General features: G+C 61.2%; 18 protein-coding genes. 14 read left to right on the top strand and 4 right to left on the bottom strand.

All coding sequences use genetic code 11. From position 1 onward, the window contains the following. Positions 1 to 12: 12 nt before the first annotated feature. The 3 genes from RGV33_RS25875 to RGV33_RS25885 form a co-directional block, all read right to left on the bottom strand. Positions 13 to 711: a segregation and condensation protein A gene (locus tag RGV33_RS25875; RefSeq protein ID WP_173406103.1), complete on the bottom strand. Its 699-nt coding sequence runs from the start codon at positions 709 to 711 to the stop codon at positions 13 to 15. A gap of 120 nt (positions 712 to 831) precedes the next feature. Then, a complete protein-coding gene (locus RGV33_RS25880) occupies positions 832 to 1,461 on the bottom strand; it encodes an L-threonylcarbamoyladenylate synthase (protein ID WP_322147093.1) in 630 nt (209 codons plus the stop codon). Between the two features lie 13 nt (positions 1,462 to 1,474). Continuing rightward, positions 1,475 to 2,338, bottom strand: a complete 864-nt coding sequence (locus RGV33_RS25885) for a PHP domain-containing protein (RefSeq protein WP_322147094.1) — start codon at positions 2,336 to 2,338, stop codon at positions 1,475 to 1,477. A gap of 87 nt (positions 2,339 to 2,425) precedes the next feature. Here RGV33_RS25885 and RGV33_RS25890 point away from each other — a divergent pair, with 87 nt between their 5' ends. From RGV33_RS25890 to RGV33_RS25920, 7 genes are all read left to right on the top strand, one after another. Beyond that, positions 2,426 to 3,022: a septation protein A gene (locus RGV33_RS25890; RefSeq protein WP_322147095.1), complete on the top strand. Its 597-nt coding sequence runs from the start codon at positions 2,426 to 2,428 to the stop codon at positions 3,020 to 3,022. A 1-nt stretch (position 3,023) separates the two neighbouring features. Further along, positions 3,024 to 3,323 carry a YciI family protein gene (locus tag RGV33_RS25895; RefSeq protein ID WP_322147096.1) on the top strand — a complete coding sequence of 100 codons (300 nt, stop codon included), beginning with the start codon at positions 3,024 to 3,026 and terminating at the stop codon, positions 3,321 to 3,323. 106 nt (positions 3,324 to 3,429) lie between these two features. Beyond that, complete coding sequence (locus RGV33_RS25900; protein ID WP_322147097.1) at positions 3,430 to 3,837, top strand: translation initiation factor 2; 408 nt, start codon at positions 3,430 to 3,432, stop codon at positions 3,835 to 3,837. Between the two features lie 7 nt (positions 3,838 to 3,844). Beyond that, complete coding sequence (locus RGV33_RS25905) at positions 3,845 to 4,522, top strand: response regulator transcription factor (RefSeq protein ID WP_322147098.1); 678 nt, start codon at positions 3,845 to 3,847, stop codon at positions 4,520 to 4,522. A gap of 269 nt (positions 4,523 to 4,791) precedes the next feature. After that, a complete protein-coding gene (locus tag RGV33_RS25910; protein ID WP_322147099.1) occupies positions 4,792 to 5,256 on the top strand; it encodes an LTXXQ domain protein in 465 nt (154 codons plus the stop codon). A gap of 65 nt (positions 5,257 to 5,321) precedes the next feature. Beyond that, positions 5,322 to 6,665 (top strand): HAMP domain-containing sensor histidine kinase, encoded by a 1,344-nt coding sequence (locus RGV33_RS25915; protein WP_322147100.1) that lies wholly within the window; start codon positions 5,322 to 5,324, stop codon positions 6,663 to 6,665. Positions 6,666 to 6,705: 40 nt separating this feature from the next. Beyond that, positions 6,706 to 8,055: a CoA transferase gene (locus RGV33_RS25920; protein ID WP_322147101.1), complete on the top strand. Its 1,350-nt coding sequence runs from the start codon at positions 6,706 to 6,708 to the stop codon at positions 8,053 to 8,055. Between the two features lie 178 nt (positions 8,056 to 8,233). Here the strand turns inward: RGV33_RS25920 and arcD (RGV33_RS25925) are convergent, their stop codons facing one another. Then, positions 8,234 to 9,661, bottom strand: coding sequence for an arginine-ornithine antiporter (gene arcD, locus RGV33_RS25925; protein ID WP_322147102.1), 1,428 nt, complete (start codon positions 9,659 to 9,661; stop codon positions 8,234 to 8,236). Between the two features lie 412 nt (positions 9,662 to 10,073). Between arcD (RGV33_RS25925) and arcD (RGV33_RS25930) the strand changes: the two genes are divergently transcribed. From arcD (RGV33_RS25930) to gcvH, 7 genes are all read left to right on the top strand, one after another. Beyond that, positions 10,074 to 11,501 carry an arginine-ornithine antiporter gene (gene arcD, locus RGV33_RS25930; protein ID WP_322147103.1) on the top strand — a complete coding sequence of 476 codons (1,428 nt, stop codon included), beginning with the start codon at positions 10,074 to 10,076 and terminating at the stop codon, positions 11,499 to 11,501. A 24-nt stretch (positions 11,502 to 11,525) separates the two neighbouring features. Beyond that, positions 11,526 to 12,782, top strand: a complete 1,257-nt coding sequence (gene arcA / locus RGV33_RS25935) for an arginine deiminase (RefSeq protein ID WP_017475703.1) — start codon at positions 11,526 to 11,528, stop codon at positions 12,780 to 12,782. An 11-nt stretch (positions 12,783 to 12,793) separates the two neighbouring features. Next, positions 12,794 to 13,804 carry an ornithine carbamoyltransferase gene (locus RGV33_RS25940; RefSeq protein ID WP_322147104.1) on the top strand — a complete coding sequence of 337 codons (1,011 nt, stop codon included), beginning with the start codon at positions 12,794 to 12,796 and terminating at the stop codon, positions 13,802 to 13,804. A gap of 196 nt (positions 13,805 to 14,000) precedes the next feature. Continuing rightward, positions 14,001 to 14,930, top strand: coding sequence for a carbamate kinase (gene arcC, locus RGV33_RS25945; RefSeq protein WP_322147105.1), 930 nt, complete (start codon positions 14,001 to 14,003; stop codon positions 14,928 to 14,930). Positions 14,931 to 14,948: 18 nt separating this feature from the next. Continuing rightward, the gene (locus RGV33_RS25950) at positions 14,949 to 15,311 is read left to right on the top strand and encodes a DUF5064 family protein (RefSeq protein ID WP_322147106.1); all 363 of its coding nucleotides are present in this window, start codon (positions 14,949 to 14,951) and stop codon (positions 15,309 to 15,311) included. Positions 15,312 to 15,511: 200 nt separating this feature from the next. Further along, complete coding sequence (locus RGV33_RS25955) at positions 15,512 to 17,020, top strand: sigma-54-dependent transcriptional regulator (RefSeq protein WP_322147107.1); 1,509 nt, start codon at positions 15,512 to 15,514, stop codon at positions 17,018 to 17,020. A gap of 401 nt (positions 17,021 to 17,421) precedes the next feature. Then, complete coding sequence (gene gcvH / locus RGV33_RS25960; RefSeq protein ID WP_322147108.1) at positions 17,422 to 17,805, top strand: glycine cleavage system protein GcvH; 384 nt, start codon at positions 17,422 to 17,424, stop codon at positions 17,803 to 17,805. The last annotated feature ends 2 nt before the right edge of the window (positions 17,806 to 17,807 follow it).

Consider the following 17,807-nt stretch of genomic DNA (forward strand, 5'->3'; position numbering starts at 1 on the left):
CGATTCAGCTCTTTATTCGGCTCGCGCCCGCACGTGGATAGCCGCAAAAGGCTCATTCTGGACCAGCTCGACCAAGGATTCCTTGACCAGTTCGAGGATCGCCATAAAGGTCACCACCACCCCCAGCCGCCCTTCTTCCTTGGTAAACAGCTCGACAAAAGGCACAAACCCGCCGCCCTTGAGGCGGTCCAGCACATCACTCATGCGCTCGCGGGTAGACAATGCCTCGCGGCTGACCTGGTGGCTTTCAAACATGTCGCCACGGCGCAGTACCTCGGCCATCGACATCAGCAGTTCTTCCAGGCTCACGTCCGGCAACAGCTTGCGCGCCCGGGCTTCCGGGGCGTCGAGCTTGGGCACCACCACGTCGCGGCCCACGCGGCTCAGGCCGTCGATGCCTTCGGCGGCGGCTTTGAAGCGTTCGTATTCCTGCAGGCGACGGATCAGTTCGGCGCGTGGGTCATCCTCTTCCGCCTCGATGGTCTCCGAGCGCGGCAGCAGCATGCGTGACTTGATCTCCGCAAGCATCGCAGCCATCACCAGGTACTCGGCGGCCAACTCCAGGCGCACCGTCTGCATCAGCTCGACGTAGCCCATGTACTGGCGGGTGATTTCCGCTACCGGGATGTCGAGGATGTTGATGTTCTGTTTGCGGATCAGGTACAGCAGCAAGTCCAGCGGGCCTTCGAAGGCTTCGAGGAAGACTTCCAGGGCATCCGGCGGGATGTACAGGTCCAGCGGCATTTCCAGCACCGCCTGGCCGTAGACCATGGCAAAGGGCAGTTCCTGCTGGGCGCCCGCCTGGCTGTCGACGGGTTCGACGGCCGACATTCAGGCCTCGACCATGAACGGTGCCGGGTCGCCGCAACCCACGCGCACCACTTGTGGCTCGCCATCGGCAAGGTTGATCACGGTGGAAGCCTTGTTGCCGCCGTAGCCGCCGTCGATGATCAGGTCGACGTGTTTTTCCAGCAGGCGGCGCATTTCGTAGGGGTCGTACAACGGCTCGGTTTCACCCGGCAGGATCAGCGACACGCTCATCAGCGGCTCACCCAGCTCGGCCAGCAGCGCCAGGGCAATCGGGTGTTCCGGCACCCGCAGGCCAATGGTGCGCTTTTTCGGGTGCAGCAGCAGGCGCGGCACTTCGCGGGTGGCGTTGAGAATAAAGGTGTAAGGCCCCGGCGTGTGGGCCTTGAGCAGGCGGAAGGTGCCAGTATCGACCTTGGCGAACAGCCCCAGTTGGGACAGGTCGCTGCAAATCAGCGCGAAGTTGTGGTTCTTGTCCAGGTCACGCAGGCGTCTTACGCGCTCGACGGCATTCTTGTCGCCAATCTGGCAACCGATGGCGTAGGAGGAGTCGGTAGGGTAGATCACCACGCCACCGGCACGGATGATCTCCACGGCCTGTTTGATCAGGCGCGCTTGCGGGTTTTCCGGATGAATCTGGAAGAATTGACTCACGTGTTCTACCTGTTCAGACGGTGGCAATAATGGGGTCATGTTTGAAGCGACACCAAAGGGGCGGCAAATCTTCCGGGACGGCGCGGTATTCGCCAATCTCGGACCAGCCGCCAGGGCCATGAAAGTCACTGCCGGCGCTGACCAGCAGACCAAATTCGCGAGCAAGAATCGCCAGGCTGCCGACCTGTTCGGCGGGTTGATGCCCGTTGACCACTTCGATTGCGTGGCCGCCCGCACCAATATAGTCGCCAATCAGCTTGCGGCGCTTGCTGCGGGTGAAATCGTAATGCCACGGGTGCGCGAGGCTCACCCAGGCACCCGCTGCGCGCAATGTGCCAACGGTGTCTTCCAGGGTCGGCCAGTGTTGCTTGACGTCCCCCAGCTTGCCGGCGCCCAGCCATTTGCGGAACGCCTCGGCGCGATCCTTTACAAACCCTTCACGCACCATCCAGTCGGCAAAGTGCGGACGGGCCGGGGCGTTGCCACTGTCGCCCAGTGCCTGCTGGATGGCGCGCGCGCCTTCCAGGCCGTTGGGCATGCCCTTGAGCGCCAGCTTGCGACTTATTTCTTCGGACCGCAGCCAGCGGCCATCGTGCAATTTGGCGATGGCCGCCACCAGCGCCGGTGCGTCGACGTCGAAACCGTAGCCCAGCACATGAATGGTTGCGCCGCCCCAGGTGCACGACAATTCAACCCCGTTGACCAGTTGCATGCCCAAGGCATTCGCCGTTTCGCGTGCCTCTGCCAGGCCTTCGAGGGTGTCGTGGTCGGTCAACGACAGGACTCGCACGCCTTTTTCAAACGCACGCGCAACCAGGACCGCGGGCGCCAGGGCGCCGTCGGAAGCTGTGCTATGGCAGTGCAAATCAACATTCACGGAAGTGTGTAACCTCAAGTCAGCTGGCGCTTTCGCTACCAAGGATGTTTGTTATTATGCCGCCACATCCAGCTTCTGGCTCTTACTGTGAAACAATTCATCGACTTCATCCCGCTGTTGTTGTTTTTCATCGTTTACAAAATCGACCCCCGCGTTATCGATATTGCCGGCCACGAGCTGACAGTCGGTGGCATCTACAGTGCCACGGCGGTGCTGATCATCAGCTCGCTGGTGGTCTACGGCGCTCTCTTCATCTCCCAGCGCAAGCTGGAAAAAAGCCAATGGCTGACCCTGGTCGCCTGCCTCGTCTTCGGCAGCCTGACCCTGGCCTTTCACAGCGAAACCTTCCTTAAATGGAAAGCCCCGGTGGTCAACTGGCTGTTCGCCCTGGCCTTTATCGGCAGCCACTTCATCGGTGACCGCCTGCTGATCAAGCGGATCATGGGCCACGCGCTGACCTTGCCGGACCCGATCTGGGTGCGCCTGAACATCGCCTGGATCGTGTTTTTCCTGTTCTGCGGCGCCGCCAACCTGTTTGTTGCCTTTACCTTCCAGAGCTACTGGGTGGACTTCAAGGTGTTCGGCAGCCTGGGCATGACCGTGCTGTTCCTGGTCGGCCAGGGTATCTACCTGTCGCGCCACCTGCATGACACCGACCCGACCACGCCGAAAACCGAGGACTGACATGCTCTACGCAATCATTTCCACCGACGTCGCCAACTCCCTGGAAAAACGCCTGAGCGTGCGCCCGGCGCACGTTGAGCGCCTTAAGCAGCTGCAGGCCGAAGGTCGCCTCGTACTGGCCGGCCCGCATCCGGCGGTAGACAGCAATGACCCGGGAGACGCCGGTTTCACCGGTAGCCTGGTAGTTGTCGAGTTCGCTTCCCTGGCCGCGGCACAAGCCTGGGCCGACGCTGATCCGTATGTGGCGGCCGGTGTCTACGCCCATGTGCTGGTCAAGCCGTTCAAGCAAGTCCTGCCTTGATTTGTTGCGCGCTGAACCAATTGGCTTCAGCGCACTCCTAAACGCTCATTATTCCCGGTAACCTGCCGACAACGTTCTGAATATTCGTGTGGAATCAGGAGTTCCGATGCGCTTACGTCAGTTGTGTCTGTTGGCAGTGTTAACGATCGGGGCTACGGCCCACGCTGAAGAAACCTCGAACACCGGCAGCTCCACGCCCCTGTCCTTGAGTGCCGGCAGCCAGATCACCGATTTGCAGCAACGGTTGAAAGAAAGCGAACGGCAGCGGGACGAACTGAGCAAGCAATTGCAAAGTACCGACGCCACCCGCGAAAGTACCCAACTGAGTAAACTGCGCCAGGAGAACCAACGCCTGGCCCAGCAACTCAAAGAAGCACAGGGCAGTGCCTTGCCACGCTGGCTTACCGAACAACAGCAATGGTTCGTAACCGGCGGGGCCGTCGTACTGATCGCCCTGTTGTGCGGGATCTTCGCCAGTGGCGGGCACCGGCGCCGTCGACAATGGCTAAATTGAGTGAGTCATGAGCGAGCTGTTACTGATAGATGATGACCAGGAGCTCTGTGAGCTGCTGACCAGTTGGTTGAGCCAGGAAGGTTTCCAGGTGCGTGCCTGCCATGACGGCTTGAGCGCCCGCAAGGCATTGGCCGAAGCCGCCCCGGCGGCGGTAGTGCTCGACGTGATGCTGCCCGACGGCAGCGGCCTGGAGCTGCTCAAGCAATTGCGCAGCGACCACCCGGAGCTGCCGGTACTGATGCTCTCGGCCCGCGGCGAACCGCTGGACCGGATCCTCGGCCTGGAACTGGGTGCCGACGATTACCTGGCCAAGCCTTGCGACCCTCGCGAACTCACCGCGCGCCTGCGCGCCGTGCTGCGCCGCAGTCACCCGGCCGCCGTCTCCACGCAGTTGGAGCTGGGCGACCTGTGCTTCAGCCCGGTACGTGGCGTGGTCACCATCGATGAACAGGAATTTGTCCTGACAGTCTCCGAAAGCCGCCTGCTGGAAGCCTTGCTGCGCCAGCCGGGCGAGCCGCTGGACAAGCAGGAGCTGGCGCAAATCGCCCTGGGCCGCAAGCTGACCCTGTATGACCGCAGCCTGGACATGCACGTCAGTAACCTGCGCAAAAAGATCGGCCCACACCCCGATGGCCGGCCACGAATCGTGGCGCTGCGCAGCCGCGGCTATTACTACAGCCTTTAAGCACAACACCTGTCCCCTGTGGGAGCTGTCGAGCCTTGGCGCGGCTGCGATGGCATCACCTCGGTGCAACGGATAGACCGCGGTGCCTGCATCGCAGCCTCGCCAAGGCTCGACAGCTCCCACACATGATCTCCCCTGCCGGGATAGTTTTGTCAGCCCCGCTCAAAATCCTCTTTACCCAAGCTTTACCCTCTCCTGACTGCCGCTGACCTTGCTCTGCGTAATCTACTCACATCCGGACTCACCGGAATAGAGACAGGAGAATCACCATGCGCAAGACCCTTATCGCTTTGATGTTCGCTGCTGCCCTGCCAACCGTTGCCATGGCGGCGGCGCCTGAAGGCCCAGGCCCGATGGGCGGCCCCGAAGGCCATATGATGGGCGGCCCAGGCCACGGCGGTGAACACGGCATGCGGGGCAAAGGTGGCCCTTTCAGCCAACTGGACCTGACCCACGAACAGCGTCAGCAGATCGGCAAGTTGATGGGCCAGCAGTGGCACGCTCGCAAAGATCTGGTCAAGAAGTACCTGGATAAACTCCCGGCCGCTGACCAGAAAGCCATGCAAGACGAAATGGCCGCTGGCAAACAGAAAACCCAGGCCGACATCCGTGCCGTACTGAAACCCGATCAACAGAAGAAATTCGACGAGATCGTGAAGAAACAAGCCGAGCGCCGTGCCGAGTGGAAGGAATTCCAGGCCTGGAAAGCCCAGCAGCCGCAAAAAGCGCAATAATGATCTAGCTTCACTCCCAGCCCAGTGGCCACCGCCGCTGGGCTTTTCCTGTTTGAGGATTTCTTGTGCGTTCATTGTTCTGGCGCGTCCTTGCCAGCTTCTGGCTGGCCATCGCCCTGGTTGCCGGGTTGTCGATCCTGCTTGGGCATATGCTCAACCAGGACGCCTGGATTCTCAGCCGCCACCCCGGGCTCAATAACCTCGCGCAAGAATGGACGCAGCTCTATGAGGCGCAAGGCGAGGACGCCGCCCAGGAATTACTGCAGCAGCGCAAGCGCCAGTACCACATCGATGTGCAAGTATTGAACGAAAGCGGCGAGCCGGTGGTGCGCGGCACCTTCCCACGTCGCGCCGCCGCCCTCGAAGCCCGGCAAAACGACAGCCAGGACCGTCACCTGCCCTGGCGGCGCTTGACCGCCGAGTACACCAGCGAGAAAACCGGCGACACTTACCTGCTGATCTACCGCATTCCGCACCCGGAGCTGGACGCCTGGCACCGCAGCAGCCTGCTCTGGCCGTTGAGTGCCCTGGCGATCGCGCTGGTGGTGCTGACCTTGTTCAGCCTGCTCGTGACGCTGTCCATCACCCGCCCACTCAGCCGCCTGCGCGGCGCCGTGCATGACCTGGGCCAGACCACCTATCAGCAAAACAGCCTGGCGCGGCTGGCCAACCGTCGCGATGAGTTCGGCGTACTCGCCACCGACTTCAACCGCATGGGCGCCCGCCTGCAAAGCCTGATCGGCAGCCAGCGCCAGTTGCTGCGGGACGTGTCCCACGAACTGCGCTCGCCTCTGGCTCGCCTGCGAATCGCCCTGGCCCTGGCCGAACGTGCCACGCCCGAAGCACGGGAAAAACTCTGGCCGCGCCTGACCCGCGAATGCGATCGCCTCGAAGCGCTGATCAGTGAAATCCTGGTACTGGCCCGGGTAGACGCCGACAACGCCAGCGCCGAAGACATCGACCTCAACCCTCTGCTCAAGGCCCTGCAAAAAGACGCCCTGCTCGGCGCGCCCGACCAACCCGTGCAGCTTGATGCCGAGGCAGGGCTGCAGCTCAAGGGCTGGCCGACCATGATCGAACGCGCCGTGGACAACCTGCTGCGCAACGCCCAGCGCTTCAACCCGCCCGGCCGGCCAATTGAAATGGACGCCAAGCGCCAGGGTGAGCGCATCGTGATCAGCGTGCGCGACCATGGCCCCGGTGTGGATGACGAACACCTGAGCCAACTCGGCGAACCGTTTTACCGGGCCCCGGGGCAAACCGCCCAAGGACACGGCCTGGGCCTGGCCATCGCCCGGCGCGCCGCAGAACGCCATGGCGGGAACCTGATCCTGGCCAACCACCCTGACGGCGGTTTTATTGCCAGCGTGGATTTGCCGCTGGAGCCCGGGGTTGTCATTCAACCCTGATGATCTTCTATGATGGTCCTTCTCATAAGGAGGGCCTTTGATGACTGATCTGCTCACCCCCGTCCAGGAAGCACTCGACTTACCCATCACCCCGCTGGCCTTCACCGAGGCCGGCGCCCTGCCCTCGACCTTTGCCGTCACCGACCTGGCCAGCGCCAGCGTCGGTGCGGCGGGCCAGGCGATTGCCCGGTTACTGTTGCAGCAAACCGGGCGCCTGCCCTCGGTGACGGTGGACCGGCGCCTCGCCTCATTCTGGTTCTCCTCGTCCCTGCGTCCCGATGGCTGGACCACACCGCCGCTATGGGACCCGATTGCCGGCGACTACGCCTGCGCCGACGGCTGGATTCGCCTGCACACCAATGCGCCGCACCATCGCGCGGCTGCCGAGCGCGTACTCGGCCAGGTCGCGGACCGTGACGCGATGGCCGCAAAGGTTGCCCAATGGAACGCTGCCGAGTTGGAACAGGCGATTGTCGAGGCGAACGGCTGCGCAGCGCAGATGCGCTCGTGGCAAGACTGGCAAACTCATCCTCAAGGTTTGGCGGTCAACCAGGAACCACTGGTGCGTCGCCAGACTTTTGCAGCCTTCAGCGACAAACCCTGGCTGGGCTCGGTGGCAAGGCCGTTGGCCGGCATCAAGGTGCTGGACCTGACCCGCGTGCTGGCCGGCCCCACTGCCAGTCGGTTTCTGGCGGGGCTCGGCGCCGATGTACTGCGCATCGACGCCCCCGACTGGAACGAACCCGGCGTGGTGCCCGAAATGACCCTGGGCAAACGCTGCGCCCGCCTGGACCTGAAAAACGCCGACGACCGGCAGGTCTTCGAAAGCCTGCTCAAAGACACCGACATTCTGTTGCACGGCTACCGCGCCGATGCCCTGGAGCAGTTAGGTTACGGTGAGGGCGCGTTACAGACCATCGCCCCCGGCCTGATCGACGCCAGCCTCAATGCCTATGGCTGGAGCGGCCCATGGCGCAATCGCCGCGGGTTCGACAGCCTGGTGCAGATGAGCACCGGGATTGCCGAGGCCGGCAGGCAATGGAAAAAGGCAGAAAAACCGGTACCGCTGCCGTTGCAGGCGCTGGACCACGCCACTGGGTACTTGATGGCGGCCAGTGCGATCCAGGCCTTGAGTGAGCGATTGAAGACCGGGCGCGGTGGTTCGGCGCTGCTGTCATTGGCGCGCACCGCGAAGCTCCTGGTGGATGCGGGACAAGTGCCAGAACAACCGCCATTGCGCGCCGAAGCGCCGGAAGATCAGGGCTTGGTGGTGGAGCAAACCGCCTGGGGCCCGGCCCATCGGTTGCTGCCCCCGGTGACCATCAGCGGGACACCGTTACAATGGGATTTGCCGGCCGGGGAATTGGGCTCACATCGCGCGAAGTGGTGACTGGGTAACTTCTGATAGTGAAACGGCTTTTGGCTTTTGTGGTGAGCGGGCTTGCCCCGCGCTGGGCCGCAAGGCGGCCCCAATAAGGCAGTAATTTTCCTTCAGACAGTCCGAAGTGACAGGTTTAAGGGCTGCTTCGCAGCCCAGCGCGGGGCAAGCCCGCTCACCACAGGAATCTTCACAACGACAGTACCCCGCTGTACAACCCATACGCCGCCAGGCTCGCCCCGGCGATCACGCAAGCGAAAATGCCTTTTTCCATGTGGGTAAACAAAGGCTGGCCCTGCTCACGTTTGGCCAGGGCAAACAGAATCACCCCCGGCGCATACAGCAGCGCCGACAACAGCAAGTACTTCAAACCACCGGCGTACAACAGCCACACCGCGTAGGCCAAAGCGATCAGGCTCACCAGCAAGTCCTTCATGCGTTCGCCATGGGCGCCTTCGTAGGTTTCACCGCGCCCGCTCAACAGCACCGCGTAAGCCGCAGACCACAGGTAGGGCACCAGAATCATCGACGACGCCAGGTAGATCAGGCTGGTGTAGGTGCTTTCTGAAAACAGCGTGATCACCAGGAACAGTTGGATCATCACATTGGTCAGCCACAGCGCATTGACCGGCACCTGGTTGAGGTTTTCCTTTTTAAGGAACGCCGGCATGGTCTTGTCATGGGCGGTGGCGTAGAGGATTTCGGCGCAGAGCAAGGCCCATGACAGCAGCGCGCCCAACAGCGACACCGCCAGGCCGATGCTGATCAACAACGCGCCCCATGGGCCAACGATATGTTCCAGCACGCCGGCAAGGGACGGGTTTTGCAGACTGGCCAGCTCCGGTTGGCTCATGATCCCCAGCGACAGCAGGTTGACCAATACCAGCAGCGCCAACACCCCCAGAAAGCCGATCACCGTGGCCCGGCCCACGTCCGAGCGTTTCTCGGCCCGCGCCGAGTAGACGCTGGCACCCTCGATGCCGATAAACACGAATACGGTGACCAGCATCATGTTGCGCACCTGGTCCACCACGCCGCCGAAGTTCGGGTTGCTCAGGCCCCAGATGTCGCGGGTAAAGATATCGGCCTTGAACGCCACGGCGGCGATCACGATAAACATCACCAGCGGCACGATCTTGGCCACGGTGGTGATCTGGTTGATGAATGCGGCCTCCTTGATCCCGCGCATCACCAGAAAATGCACGGCCCACAGCAGCACCGATGCGCAGCCTATCGCCACCGGCGTATTGCCCTGGCCGAAGATGGGGAAGAAGTAACCGAGGGTGCTGAACAGCAATACGAAGTAACCGACATTGCCCATCCACGCGCTGATCCAGTAACCCCAGGCCGACGAAAACCCCATGTAGTCGCCAAACCCGGCCTTGGCGTAGGCGTATACGCCGGAGTCCAGCTCGGGTTTGCGGTTGGCCAGGGTTTGGAACACGAAGGCCAGGGTCAGCATGCCCACGGCGGTAATGCCCCAGCCGATCAACACCGCGCCCACTTCGGCCCGCGCCGCCATGTTCTGCGGCAACGAGAAAATCCCGCCACCGATCATCGAGCCCACGACCAGGGCGATCAAGGCATTGAGGCGCAACTTTTCCGAAGATTGGGACATGAACACTCCTGAGCAAACAACAATCGAGCCAACAACCGTGCCCTCAACTAATTTATCAAGCCGGTTCAGCGTTTATTAGATATAGCTAATAAAGCCGCAAGCTTCATAACTTAAAGGCATGACAATAAACAGCGTTAAGGCAAATTTATAATTTAAATAACACTGCTCCGTAAAAGTTTGCATATCTGGAAATACGGGCTAGCTTCAAAGGTCCATGCCAATGAGAAAACCTTTTGTTTAAAACGCAGTAACACTCTATCTCGAGCCTCTGCGGGGCACTTGAGCGCCCGTACCTTTCATCATAAGTCATTAATTCACAATGGAATGTGCCAATGAAGTGATCTGAGTCAGCTGTTTGATTAGCGCACGGATTTATTCTGTGGTCTCTCTTCTCCTGCATTGGAGTCATGCAATGTCTGAATCTCCCGGAAAACTTCGACTTGGCGCACTGGTTGCACTTGTCGTGGGTTCAATGATTGGTGGCGGGATCTTCTCACTGCCGCAAAACATGGCGGCCAGCGCCGATGTGGGTGCCGTACTGATTGGTTGGGTGATTACCGCAGTGGGCATGTTGACCCTGGCCTTCGTGTTCCAGACCCTGGCCAACCGCAAGCCCAACCTCGACGGCGGGGTGTATGCCTACGCCAAGGCCGGGTTTGGCGACTACATGGGTTTCTCGTCGGCCTGGGGTTACTGGATCAGTGCCTGGCTGGGCAACGTCGGTTACTTCGTGCTGCTGTTCAGCACCCTCGGTTACTTCTTTCCCATCTTCGGCGAAGGCAACACCCCGGCGGCAGTGATCGGAGCATCAGTGCTGTTGTGGGCCGTGCACTTTTTGGTATTGCGCGGGATCAAGGAAGCCGCGTTCATCAACCTGGTGACCACCGTGGCCAAAGTGGTGCCGCTGGTGCTGTTCGTGCTGATCGCGGTCTTCGCGTTCAAGCTGGACATCTTCACCGCTGACATCTGGGGCGTGAAAAACCCGGACCTGGGCAGTGTGATGAACCAGGTGCGCAACATGATGCTGGTCACCGTGTGGGTGTTCATCGGCATTGAAGGCGCGAGCATCTTCTCGTCCCGCGCCGAAAAACGCTCCGACGTCGGCAAGGCCACGGTGATTGGTTTCATCACTGTGTTGCTGTTCCTGATGCTGGTGAACGTGCTGTCCCTGGGGATCATGACCCAACCGGAACTGGCCAAGCTGCAGAACCCGTCGATGGCCGCCGTGCTGGAGCACGTGGTGGGGCATTGGGGCGCGGTGCTGATCAGCGTCGGCTTGATCATTTCCTTGCTCGGGGCGCTGCTGTCGTGGGTGCTGCTGTGTGCAGAGATCATGTTCGCGGCCGCCAAGGACCACACCATGCCGGAGTTCCTGCGTAAGGAAAACGCCAACCATGTGCCGGTCAATGCCCTGTGGCTGACCAACGCCATGGTGCAGGTTTTCCTGGTGATCACGCTGTTCTCGGCGAGTACCTACCTGTCGCTGATCTACCTTGCCACCTCGATGATCCTGGTGCCTTACCTGTGGTCGGCGGCGTATGCGCTGCTGTTGGCGGTGCGCGGCGAGACCTACGAAAACGCCTTGGCCGAGCGCAAGAAAGACCTGTTTATCGGCGCCGTTGCGCTGATCTACGCGGTGTGGCTGCTCTACGCCGGCGGCACCAAATACCTGCTGCTGTCCGCCCTGCTCTACGCCCCCGGCGCGATCCTGTTCGCCAAGGCCAAGCACGAACTGGGCAAACCGATTTTCACCAATGTCGAGAAGCTGATTTTCGCCGCAGTGGTCATTGGCGCCCTGGTGGCGGCCTATGGGCTCTACGACGGTTTCCTGACCCTGTAATTATTGTTCACTGGAGGATCTGTAATGACCACGGAAAAAGTGAAGTACGGCGTACATTCCGAAGCCGGCAAACTGCGCAAAGTCATGGTGTGCTCCCCAGGTTTGGCCCACCAGCGGCTGACCCCCAACAACTGCGATGAACTGCTGTTCGATGATGTGCTGTGGGTGGCCCAGGCCAAGCGTGACCACTTCGACTTCGTGACCAAGATGCGCGAGCGCGACATCGATGTGCTGGAAATGCACAACCTGCTGACCGACATCGTCGCCATCCCCGAAGCGCTGGACTGGATCCTTGCGCGCAAGATCACCGCCAACCAGGTCGGCCTGGGCCTGGTCAATGAAGTCAGCTCGTGGCTGCGCAGCCTGGAGCCGCGCAAGGTCGCCGAGTTCCTGATCGGTGGTGTGTCGGCCGATGACCTGCCGAGCAGTTTCGGCGGCAAGACCATCGAGATGTTCCGCGACTTCCTCGGGCATTCGAGCTTCATCCTGCCGCCACTGCCCAACACCCAGTTCACCCGCGACACCACGTGCTGGATCTACGGCGGCGTGACGCTGAACCCGATGTACTGGCCGGCGCGACGCCAGGAAACCCTGCTGGCGAGCGCCATCTATAAATTCCACCCCGAGTTCACCAACGCCGACTTCCAGGTGTGGTACGGCGACCCGGACCAGGAACACGGCAACGCCACCCTGGAAGGCGGCGACGTGATGCCCATCGGTAACGGCGTGGTGTTGATCGGCATGGGCGAGCGTTCCTCGCGCCAGGCCATCGGCCAACTTGCGCTGAACCTGTTCAAGCACAAAGCCGTGGAGCGCGTGATCGTCGCCGGCCTGCCGAAGTCCCGCGCAGCGATGCACCTCGACACGGTGTTCAGTTTCTGCGACCGCGACCTGGTCACGATCTTCCCGGAAGTGGTCAACCAGATCGTCGCCTTTACCCTGCGCCCGGACGAGACCAAGCCCGGCGGCATCGACATCCAGCGCGAAAAAACCAACTTCCTCGACACCGTCGCCGCGGCCCTGAACCTCAAGGCCCTGCGCGTGGTGGAAACCGGTGGCAACAGCTTCGCCGCCGAGCGCGAGCAGTGGGATGACGGCAACAACGTGGTGGCCGTGGAGCCTGGCGTGGTGATCGGTTATGACCGCAACACCTATACCAACACCCTGTTGCGCAAGGCCGGTGTGGAAGTCATCACCATCAGTGCCGGCGAACTCGGCCGCGGCCGTGGCGGCGGCCACTGCATGACCTGCCCGATCATTCGCGACCCAATCGACTACTAAGGAGATCCATCATGGCTTTCAACATGCGCAACCGCAGCCTGCTGTCGCTGATGCATCACACCACCCGCGAGCTGCATTACCTGCTGGACCTGTCCCGCGACCTCAAGCGCGCCAAATACACCGGCACCGAGCGTCCGCACCTGAAGGGCAAGAACATCGCGCTGATCTTCGAAAAAACTTCGACCCGCACCCGTTGCGCGTTCGAAGTCGCGGCCCACGACCAGGGCGCCCACGTCACCTACATCGACCCGGTGTCGTCGCAGATCGGCCACAAGGAAAGCATGAAAGACACGGCCCGCGTCCTTGGCCGGATGTTCGATGCCATCGAGTACCGTGGCTTTGAACAGGAGATCGTCGAAGAGCTGGCCAAGTTCGCCGGTGTGCCGGTGTTCAACGGCCTCACCGCTGAGTTCCACCCGACGCAAATGATCGCCGACACCCTGACCATGCGCGAACACAGCGACAAGCCGCTGCATGACATCAGCTACGCCTACCTGGGCGACGCCCGCTACAACATGGGCAACTCGCTGCTGATGATCGGCGCCAAGCTGGGCATGGACGTGCGCATCGGCGCGCCGAAAGCCCTGTGGCCGCATGCTGATTTCATCAAGCAGTGCCAGGCATTCGCTGAGGAAAGTGGCGCGCGCATCACCATCACCGAAGACCCTGTCGAGGCGGTTAAAGGCGTGGACTTCATCCACACCGATATCTGGGTGTCCATGGGTGAGCCCGTGGAAGCGTGGGACGAGCGCATCGAGCAACTGCTGCCGTACCAGGTCAACGCCAAGATGATGAAGGCCTCGGGCAACCCACGGGTGAAATTCATGCACTGCCTGCCGGCGTTCCACAACAGCGAGACCAAGGTTGGCAAGGACATCGCCGCGCGTTATCCGAACCTGGCCAATGGCGTGGAAGTGACCGAAGAAGTGTTTGAATCCCCGGCCAACATCGCCTTTGAGCAAGCGGAAAACCGCATGCACACCATCAAGGCAATCCTGGTGTCGGCGCTGGCGGATATCTAACCCGACACTGCTCCCACTGTCGAAACACAGTCAATGTGGGAGTGCTTTTGTGGGAGCTGGCTTGCCTGCGATGCACACGCCTCGGTGGTTCAGATGTACCGAGGTGATGCCATCGCGGGCAAGCCCGGCTCCCACACAAGCCCGCCCCCACATTTTGTTTTGTGTTCACAAGGCCGAATTTTAGAAGGATCGCATTATGCGTATCGTCGTTGCACTGGGCGGCAACGCCCTCCTGCGTCGTGGTGAACCCATGACCGCAGACAATCAACGGGCCAATATTCGCATCGCCACCGAACAGATCGCCAAGATCCACGCCGGCAACGAGCTGGTGATTGCCCACGGCAATGGCCCGCAAGTGGGCCTGCTGTCACTGCAAGCCGCGGCCTACACCCAGGTTTCGCCGTACCCGCTGGACGTGCTGGGCGCTGAAACCGAAGGCATGATCGGCTACATCATCGAACAGGAACTGGGCAACCTGCTGGACTTCGAAGTGCCGTTCGCCACGCTATTGACCCAAGTCGAAGTCGACGCCAAGGACCCGGCCTTCCAGAACCCGACCAAGCCCATCGGCCCGGTCTACTCCAAGGCCGAAGCGGAACAACTCGCCGCCGAAAAAGGCTGGGCGATTGCCCCCGATGGCGACAAGTATCGCCGCGTGGTCGCCAGCCCGCGGCCGAAGCGAATCTTTGAAATCCGCCCGATCCAGTGGCTGCTGGAAAAAGGCAGCATCGTGATCTGCGCCGGTGGCGGCGGCATTCCAACGATGTATGACGAGAACGGCAAGCTCAAAGGCATTGAAGCCGTGATCGACAAAGACTTGTGTTCGTCCTTGCTGGCCGGGCAACTGGACGCCGATTTGCTGGTGATCGCCACCGACGTCAATGCCGCCTTTATCGACTTCGGCAAGCCCACCCAGAAAGCCATCGGCCAGGCACACCCGGACGAAATGGAAAAGCTCGGCTTCGCCGCCGGCTCCATGGGCCCCAAGGTCCAGGCGGCGTGCGAGTTCGCCCGCCAGACTGGCAAAACTGCAGTGATCGGTTCACTCTCGGACATCGAAGCGATCGTCCAGGGCAACGCCGGCACACGCATCAGTACCGCGAAACCTGGCATCACGTACCTGTGAAGTAGAGGAGAAACGCCTATGGCTACCTTTGAACCTGGTCACCTGCACATCGAACGCCACGCGCTGAACAAGGACGACTACAGCTACAACCTGTGCATCGACTACGAAGTCAGCCAGGACCCAAAGGAAGGCAAGGGCATGCTGTTCAAGATGCACGGCTCGGTGCAGGGCAAGGAGCTCAAGGAAGAGTTTTTCCTGCCCAAGGACCAGTCGTTCGATTTTGCCCGGCAAGCGATGAACATCGCGCAAAAATACGGCATGCCGAAGATTGCCGTGCTCAATGGTTCGATGCACAAGCAGTACGACTTGATGTTTGAGGATGTGCGGCATCAGTTGGATGTGAAACCCGGCGACCCGATCAAACCCGAACACCTCGGATAACCCGGTTTCATTAACGCCGGCGATCCCCTGTGGGAGCTGGCTTGTGTGGGAGCAGGGCTTGCCCGCGATTGCATCACCTCAGTCCATCTGAATGACCGAAGTGTGTGCATCGCAGGCAAGCCAGTTCCCACATTTTTTGATCTCCATCACCCGTCAGGCATACTTGCCGCCTATCGCTCGCCAGAACCGCTAACCGCCCCATGCGTATCCACGTCAGCTTCATCGACCGCGTCGGCATCACCCAGGAAGTCCTGGCCCTGCTCGGTGGGCGCAATCTCAACCTGGATGCGGTGGAAATGGTCCCGCCCAACGTCTACATCGACGCGCCAACCCTGAGCGCCGAGGTGCTGGAAGAACTGCGCGATGCGCTGTTCAGCGTGCGCGGCGTGCAAGCCGTGACCGTGGTCGACATCCTCCCCGGCCAGCGCCAGCACCTGCAACTCGACGCCCTGCTCGCAGCCATGACCGACCCGGTATTGGCCCTGGACAGCGCCGGCAAGATCCTGCTGGCCAACCCGGCATTGATCGCGCTGTATGGCCGCGAGCCCGCTGGCGAAAGCATCAACGAGCTGTTCGACGACCCGACGCTGCAGGCCACCTTGCTCGAACACGGTTTTCGCCTGGCCCTGCGGGAAATCAGCGTCAACGGCCAGACCCTGCTGCTGGACGCCACGCCGATCACCGACGCCGGCGCCCTGCTGACCCTGTACCAACCCAACCGCATTGGCGAACAACTGTCTGCGTTGCACCACGACCACGCCGAAGGCTTCGATGCACTGCTGGGCGAGTCCCCGGCGATCCGCACCCTCAAGGCGCGGGCGCAACGGGTGGCGGCGCTGGATGCACCGTTGTTGATCCAGGGCGAGACCGGCACCGGCAAGGAACTGGTCGCCCGCGCCTGCCATGCCATCAGCGCGCGCCACAGTGCGCCGTTCCTGGCATTGAACTGCGCGGCGCTGCCGGAGAACCTCGCCGAAAGCGAGCTGTTCGGCTACGCCCCCGGCGCCTTTACCGGCGCCCAGCGCGGCGGCAAGCCGGGGCTGATGGAACTGGCGAACCAGGGCACGGTATTTTTGGATGAGATAGGCGAGATGTCGCCGTATTTGCAGGCCAAATTGCTGCGCTTTCTGAATGACGGCAGCTTCCGGCGGGTGGGCGGCGACCGTGAGGTGAAGGTCAATGTGCGGATCCTCAGCGCCACTCATCGCGACCTGGAAAAGATGGTCAGCGAAGGCACCTTTCGCGAAGACCTGTTCTACCGCCTGAACGTGCTCAACGTCGAAGTGCCGCCCCTGCGCGAACGCGGCCAGGACATCCTGCTGCTGGCCCGCTACTTCATGCAGCAAGCCTGCGCGCAGATCCAGCGCCCGGTCTGCCGCCTGGCGCCGGGCACTTACCCGGCGCTGTTGGGCAACCGTTGGCCGGGCAACGTGCGGCAGTTGCAGAACGTAATCTTCCGCGCCGCCGCCATTTGCGAAAGCAGCCTGGTGGACATCGGCGACCTGGACATCGCCGGCACCTCGGTGGCGCGCCAGAGCGATGGTGAAGTCGACAGTCTGGAGCAGGCGGTAGAAGACTTCGAACGCGGGCTGCTGGAGAAGCTGTATGTCAGCTATCCGTCCACCCGCCAGTTGGCCAGTCGCCTGCAAACCTCCCATACCGCCATTGCCCATCGCCTGCGCAAATACGGCATTCCCAACAAGCCGTGACTGCACACAGTAAAATGTGGGAGCTGGCTTGCCTGCGATAGCGGTGTCGACTAACCCAACGCTATCGCAGCGGTGTGACGTTTCGACAAGCCAGCTCCCACATTGATTGCATTCCAACGTTGCTATCAAAAGCGACCTCCGTCTGTACTGAAAGCGCTACAGCGGAACGATATCGATACAGCCCACTGCAACCGTCGCCATGCAAGGCTTTGATCCTCATAGGCTTTTTTTCAACGGCCCAGCTGTATCGATATCGCTACAGCCAACTTTCGAACATCACCTGCCATAATCAGTAACCAACTGTTTTATAACAATAAAAAAACATTGGCCGCGTTTTTGCTAAGTAACTCCCCATTATTCCAATCCCGTCCACCAGACGAATCTGGCCCTGAGGAGTTTCCATGAGCGAGTTGCGCTTTACTGAAGATCACGAATGGCTGCGCGCCGAAGCCGACGGCAGCGTGACCGTGGGCATTACCGCTTTTGCGCAGAACGCGCTGGGTGATGTGGTTTTCGTGCAACTGCCTGAGCTGCAGGCTTACGACAAGGGTGCAGAAGCCTCCACCGTTGAGTCGGTCAAGGCCGCCAGCGGCGTGTACATGCCGCTGGACGGCGAAGTGCTCGAAGTGAACGACAAGCTCGACGCCAGCCCCGAGCTGGTCAACGAAGACCCGATGGGCGAAGGCTGGTTCTTCCGCTTTAAACCGGCTGACGCCGATGCAGTAGCCAGGCTGTTGGATCAGGATGCGTACGACCGCCTGATCAAAGCCAACGCTGAAGCCTGAGG

The sequence above is a fragment of the Pseudomonas sp. Bout1 genome, assembly GCF_034314165.1.
Taxonomy (GTDB): Bacteria; Pseudomonadota; Gammaproteobacteria; order Pseudomonadales; family Pseudomonadaceae; genus Aquipseudomonas.